We start from the raw sequence: 5,211 nt of genomic DNA, 5'->3' as shown, positions 1-5,211 counted from the left end.
GGCGGCTGGAGCCGCCCGCCCAGGCCCACCGCGCGGGCGAGCGCGACGGCCTCAGGGCGGCGGGCGAGCATCGACTCGGCACCCAGGTCCACGGGGGCGCCCGCGATCTCCCCCGCGAGCAGCTTGCCCCCGAGCCGCCCGCCCGCCTCCAGCAGGGTCACCCGCACCCCGGCCGTGACCAGCCGGTACGCGGCGGCGAGTCCGGAGATCCCGCCGCCGATGACGACGGTGTGGAGCGGGGGTACGGCGGCGGCTCGGTCCGCGTGGTCGTTCGCAGGGTGCATGGGCTCACTCTCTCAAACGGCCCCGCCGGGCCGGGGGTCCAGCCCCCAGCGGTACGGAGACGGGGTCGGCCGGTCCGCCGGAAGGCCCGTGCGGCCCCCGTTCCCGGCCCGCGTAGCGTGCTCCCATGGCAGCTCAGCGACTGGTCGTCATCGGAGGCGACGCGGCAGGCATGTCCGCCGCGTCACAGGCACGCAGGTTCAGGGGCCCGGAGGAACTGGAGATCATCGCGTTCGAGCGCGGTCACTTCAGTTCGTACTCGGCGTGCGGCATCCCCTACTGGGTCGGCGGCCAGGTCCAGGACCGGGACGCGCTGATCGCCCGGACCCCCGCCGAGCACCGTGAGCGCGGGATCGGGCTGCGTACCCGGACCGAGGTCACCGAGATCGACGTGGCGCGCGGCCGGGTGCGCGCCCGGGACCTGGAGAGCGGCACGGAGGGCTGGACGTCGTACGACCAGCTGGTGATCGCGACCGGTGCCCGCCCGGCGGTCCCGCGGGTGCCGGGGATCGGGGCACCCGAGGTACACGGGGTGCAGACCCTCGACGACGGCCAGGCGCTGCTCGACACCCTGGCCGCGGTCCCGGGCCGCCGGGCGGTCGTCGTCGGCGCGGGCTATATCGGGGTGGAGATGGCCGAGGCGCTGCTCAACCGGGGCTTCGAGGTGACCGTCCTCAACCGGGGCGAGCAGCCGATGTCCACCCTCGACCCCGATATGGGACGGCTGGTCCACACGGCCATGGACGGCCTCGGGATCACCACCGTCAACGGGGCCGAGGTGACGGCGGTGCTCACCGGCCCCGACGGGCGGGTGCGGGCGGTGCGGGCGCGGGAGGCCGACGGGGAGCGCGCGTACCCGGCCGATGTGGTCGTCCTCGGGACGGGCGTCGAGCCGCACACCACCCTGGCCCGCGCGGCGGGGCTGCCGCTGGGAGCCTCCGGCGGGCTGCTGACGGACCGGGCGATGCGGGTGCGCGGCCACGAGAACGTCTACGCGGGCGGGGACTGTGTGGAGGTCCTCGACCTGGTCTCCGGCCGGGAACGGTACGTACCGCTGGGGACCCACGCCAACAAGCACGGACAGATCATCGGCGCCAACATCGGCGGTGGCTACGCCACCTTCCCGGGCGTCGTCGGCACCGCCGTCTCCAAGGTCTGCGATCTGGAGATCGCCCGCACCGGACTGCGGGAGAAGGACGCGGCGGCGGTGGGCCTGCGTTTCGTGACGGTCACCGTCGAGTCCACCGGCCGCGCGGGCTACTACCCGGGCGCGGCCCCGATGACGGTGAAGATGCTCGCCGAACTCCGTACGGGCCGACTGCTCGGCGTCCAGATCGTGGGCCGCGACGGCGCGGCGAAACGGGTCGACGTGGCGGCGGTGGCACTCACGGCGGGGATGACGGTCGAGGCGATGACGGCCCTGGACCTGGGCTACGCGCCCCCGTTCTCCCCGGTCTGGGACCCGATCCTGATCGCGGCCCGCAAGGCGGTGGCGGCGGTGCGCGAGGCCGCGGGCTGACGGGGTCGGGGCCACCGGGTCAGTCGGTGGCCCCTCCGTCGGAGGTCAGCGCGCGGTCCTCTCATGGACATACGCCACCAGCCGGGTCAGCGCCTCCGGGTCGGTCGTCGGGAGCACCCCGTGGCCCAGGTTGAAGACATGGCCCTCAAGACCGGCCGCCGCCGCCAGGACCTCGTCGGTCTTGGCCTCGACGGCCGCCTGGCCCGCGAAGAGGACGGCCGGGTCCAGATTGCCCTGGAGCGCCTTGCCGGGGCCGACCCGGCGCGCGGCCTCGTCCAGCGGCACCCGCCAGTCGACGCCGACGACATCCGCGCCCGCCTCGCCGAGCAGGCCGAGCAGCTCACCCGTACCGACGCCGAAGTGGATACGCGGCACTCCGTAGGACTCGACGGCGGCGAAGACCTTCGCGGAGGCGGGCATGACCGAACGCCGGTAGTCGGCGGGGGCGAGGGCGCCCACCCAGGAGTCGAAGAGCTGGACGGCGCTGGCGCCCGCCTCGATCTGCACCTTCAGGAAGGCGGAGGTGATCTCGGCGAGGCGGTCCAGCAGATCGGCCCACAGCTCCGGGTCGCCGTGCATCAGGGCCTTGGTGTGCTCGTGGTTGCGGGACGGCCCGCCCTCCACGAGATAGCTGGCCAGGGTGAAGGGCGCGCCCGCGAAGCCGATCAGCGGCGTGGTGCCCAGTTCCTCGGTGAGCAGACCGATCGCCTCGGTGACGTACCAGACGTCCTCGGGGGTCAGATCACGCAGCCGGGCCAGGTCCGCGCGGGTACGGATCGGTTCGGCGACCACCGGGCCGACACCGGGCTTGATGTCGAGGTCGACACCGATGGCCTTGAGCGGGACCACGATGTCGCTGAAGTAGATCGCGGCGTCGACGCCATGGCGGCGGACCGGCTGGAGCGTGATCTCCTTCACCAGCTCGGGCCGCATGCACGACTCCAGCATGGGGATGCCCTCGCGGACCTTCAGATACTCGGGGAGCGAGCGCCCGGCCTGCCGCATGAACCAGACCGGAGTGTGCGGTACGGGCTCACGTCGGCACGCCTTGAGGAAGGCGGATTCATACGGCTTCGGCTGCTGGCCCGAGGGGCGGTCGTTGGCGCTCACGCCCCAAATCTTCGCACGGCGGGCGCAAGTGGCGACCACGCGCCGGGTGTCCTTCCCTGCGCGAAGGACTCATTCCGCCTACTCTTCCCCGCATGGCTGCGGCTCAGGGACACTTTTCCGATCATCCTGATCATTCCGTCGGCGCCTCGGGCGCTTCCGGCGCTGACCCGTCGGACAGTACGGAGGGCCGGGAGGGCGACGGCGTCCCGCGACCGTTCCGGCTCGCGGTCGAGGCGCTGCGTACGGCGCGGCCCCGGCCCGGGGTCGAGGTGGACCCCACCCGCCCGCCCCGGAAACTGGCACCGTACGCGTACGCCCTGGAAGCGGTGGTGGTCGACGCCGACGGGGAAGACGGGGAGGGCGGGCAGGGCGAGGAGGGGCAGGAGCTCGCCGACGGCCGGCTGATCCTCCTGCACGACCCGGCGGGCCATGACGCCTGGCAGGGGACCTTCCGGCTGGTGACCCTGGTCCGCGCCGAACTCGAACCCGAGATGGCGGCGGACCCGCTGCTGCCGGAGGTGTGCTGGTCCTGGCTGACCGGCGCGCTGGAGGCGCGCGGACTGGCGTACGGAGAACCCAGCGGCACCGTCACCCGGGCCGGGTCCCACTACTTCGGCGGGCTCGCGGAACGGCGGCCCGCGACCCAGATCGAGATCCGGGCGTCCTGGACGCCGCAGCCGGGGCGGGACGGGGTGCCGGACACGGCGGGGCACCTGGCGGCCTGGTGTGACCTGCTGTGCCAGACGGGAGGCGTGCCGCCGGTGTCGGCCGAGCCCTCCGGCCCCGCGGTCGTCACCCTCCCCCAACGCCGCGGCCCCCACCCCCGCTAGGCCCCTCCGGGGCGGGCCCCACGCACCCCGGACGCGCCGCACCCCGCCACCGGGCAGCCGGGTCCCACCTCCGTGCGAGGGGGCAGGTTTCCCCGGATTACGGCCCCGGGCCCCCGTCGTGGACACAGGGTTCCACCCCGTTGTGGGCAGCTGTTCCGCACGGCGGAACGGGTGGGCACACGGGAACCCCCTGCCGGGCAGGCATCCCCACCCGCCCAGCCCCGTACCCGGCCCACCCGGCAACGGTCCGCACCCCCGCGCACGTACCCCGTGAGGGTCGCGCCCTGGTGCGGGCCTGTCCGGCAGGAGCCGGGGCGACGAGGCCCGGTGACCGGGAGGTGGGCACGGGAAGAGACACGGGCTCACACACGGGCGCGCACGCCGGATGAGCGCCGGGCATGGGCGCGGCCGGGGTGCGGGTGCGGGGCGCGCATGGGCTGAGGCACGGGCACACACGTTGACGGGCACGTGGGGCGCGCGGGCAGCGGCGCGGGGGAACACGGGTGGACACATGAGCGCGCACGCGCGGGCGCGCGGCGGCGGAGGCGCGGCACATACGGGGGCGCGCCCGGCTGGGAGGGCCCGGCGGTCATAGGATGATCGATCAGCCGTCCGAATTGCACCAATTGTTACTCACCAAATCGTGATCATTCCCTAAAGCCGACCGCCCCGCCTGCCGAAGAGTCCAGTGACCCGAACCACACGGTTCGCCCCGGCTTGATCCCCGAGCCCCCGTCCCGCGCCTTCCCAGGAGGTCTGGTGTCCGTTCTCCTTGAGCAGCCCGCAAGCCTGGTCGCCTACCGCCCGAACAAGCCGACCGCCATGGTCGTCGTCGCCGACCCGCGCGTCCGTTCCACCGTGACCCGCCATCTGTGGGCGCTCGGGGTGCGGGATGTGATCGAGGCGTCGTCGATCGCGGAGGCCCGGCCCCGGGTCGGCAATCCGCGTGACATCTGTGTCGCGGATGTCCATCTGCCCGACGGTTCCGGGCTGACCCTGCTCTCCGAGACCCGCGCGGCGGGCTGGCCCAACGGTCTCGCCCTCTCGGCCGCCGATGACATCGGCGCGGTGCGCAACGCGCTGGCGGGCGGGGTGAAGGGCTATGTCGTGACCGGTACGCGCACCAACATCGGCCACCCCACCCGTCCCGGCGCCGCCCCGATCGGCGCGGCGGCGGCCCGGCTCGGGCACCGGCGGCCCCCCGGCGCGCCGAGCCACCCGGGTGGCTACCGCGAGCTGTCCGGCCGCGAGGTCGAGGTCCTTCGGCTGGTTGCGGAGGGCCAGTCGAACAAGGCCATCGGCGTCTCCATGGGGCTGTCCGCGCTGACCGTGAAGAGCCATCTGGCGCGGATCGCCCGCAAGCTCGGCACGGGCGACCGGGCCGGGATGGTCGCGGTGGCCCTGCGCACCGGCATCATCCACTGAGCACCGCCCGGTCTGCCGCGCGCCTGTCGCCGGAACGTTCCGGCG

The 5,211-nt window shown here is 74.0% G+C and carries 5 protein-coding genes; 3 read left to right on the top strand and 2 right to left on the bottom strand.

The window, feature by feature from the left end:
• Positions 1 to 284, bottom strand: a 284-nt coding sequence (locus tag ACFVIM_RS32555; RefSeq protein WP_384309201.1) for an FAD-dependent oxidoreductase, incomplete at its 3' end; no start/stop codon positions are given.
• Between the two features lie 125 nt (positions 285 to 409).
• Here ACFVIM_RS32555 and ACFVIM_RS32550 point away from each other — a divergent pair.
• Positions 410 to 1,801, top strand: coding sequence for an FAD-dependent oxidoreductase (locus tag ACFVIM_RS32550; protein ID WP_384309198.1), 1,392 nt, complete (start codon positions 410 to 412; stop codon positions 1,799 to 1,801).
• A 45-nt stretch (positions 1,802 to 1,846) separates the two neighbouring features.
• Here the strand turns inward: ACFVIM_RS32550 and hemE are convergent, their stop codons facing one another.
• Positions 1,847 to 2,911 carry a uroporphyrinogen decarboxylase gene (hemE, locus tag ACFVIM_RS32545; RefSeq protein ID WP_384309195.1) on the bottom strand — a complete coding sequence of 355 codons (1,065 nt, stop codon included), beginning with the start codon at positions 2,909 to 2,911 and terminating at the stop codon, positions 1,847 to 1,849.
• A 92-nt stretch (positions 2,912 to 3,003) separates the two neighbouring features.
• On the opposite strand from hemE, the gene ACFVIM_RS32540 reads away from it, so the two are divergent.
• Both ACFVIM_RS32540 and ACFVIM_RS32535 read left to right on the top strand, forming a co-directional pair.
• Positions 3,004 to 3,741: a DUF3000 domain-containing protein gene (locus tag ACFVIM_RS32540; protein WP_384309193.1), complete on the top strand. Its 738-nt coding sequence runs from the start codon at positions 3,004 to 3,006 to the stop codon at positions 3,739 to 3,741.
• Between the two features lie 759 nt (positions 3,742 to 4,500).
• On the top strand, positions 4,501 to 5,166 hold the full coding sequence (locus ACFVIM_RS32535) for a response regulator transcription factor (protein WP_015037008.1): 666 nt from the start codon (positions 4,501 to 4,503) through the stop codon (positions 5,164 to 5,166).
• Positions 5,167 to 5,211: the final 45 nt, after the last annotated feature.

This window comes from Streptomyces sp. NPDC057638 (genome assembly GCF_042800315.1).
Lineage (GTDB): Bacteria > Actinomycetota > Actinomycetes > Streptomycetales > Streptomycetaceae > Streptomyces.
Note: the sequence above shows the minus strand (reverse complement) of the source record. Positions and strands in the feature narration are given on the sequence as shown.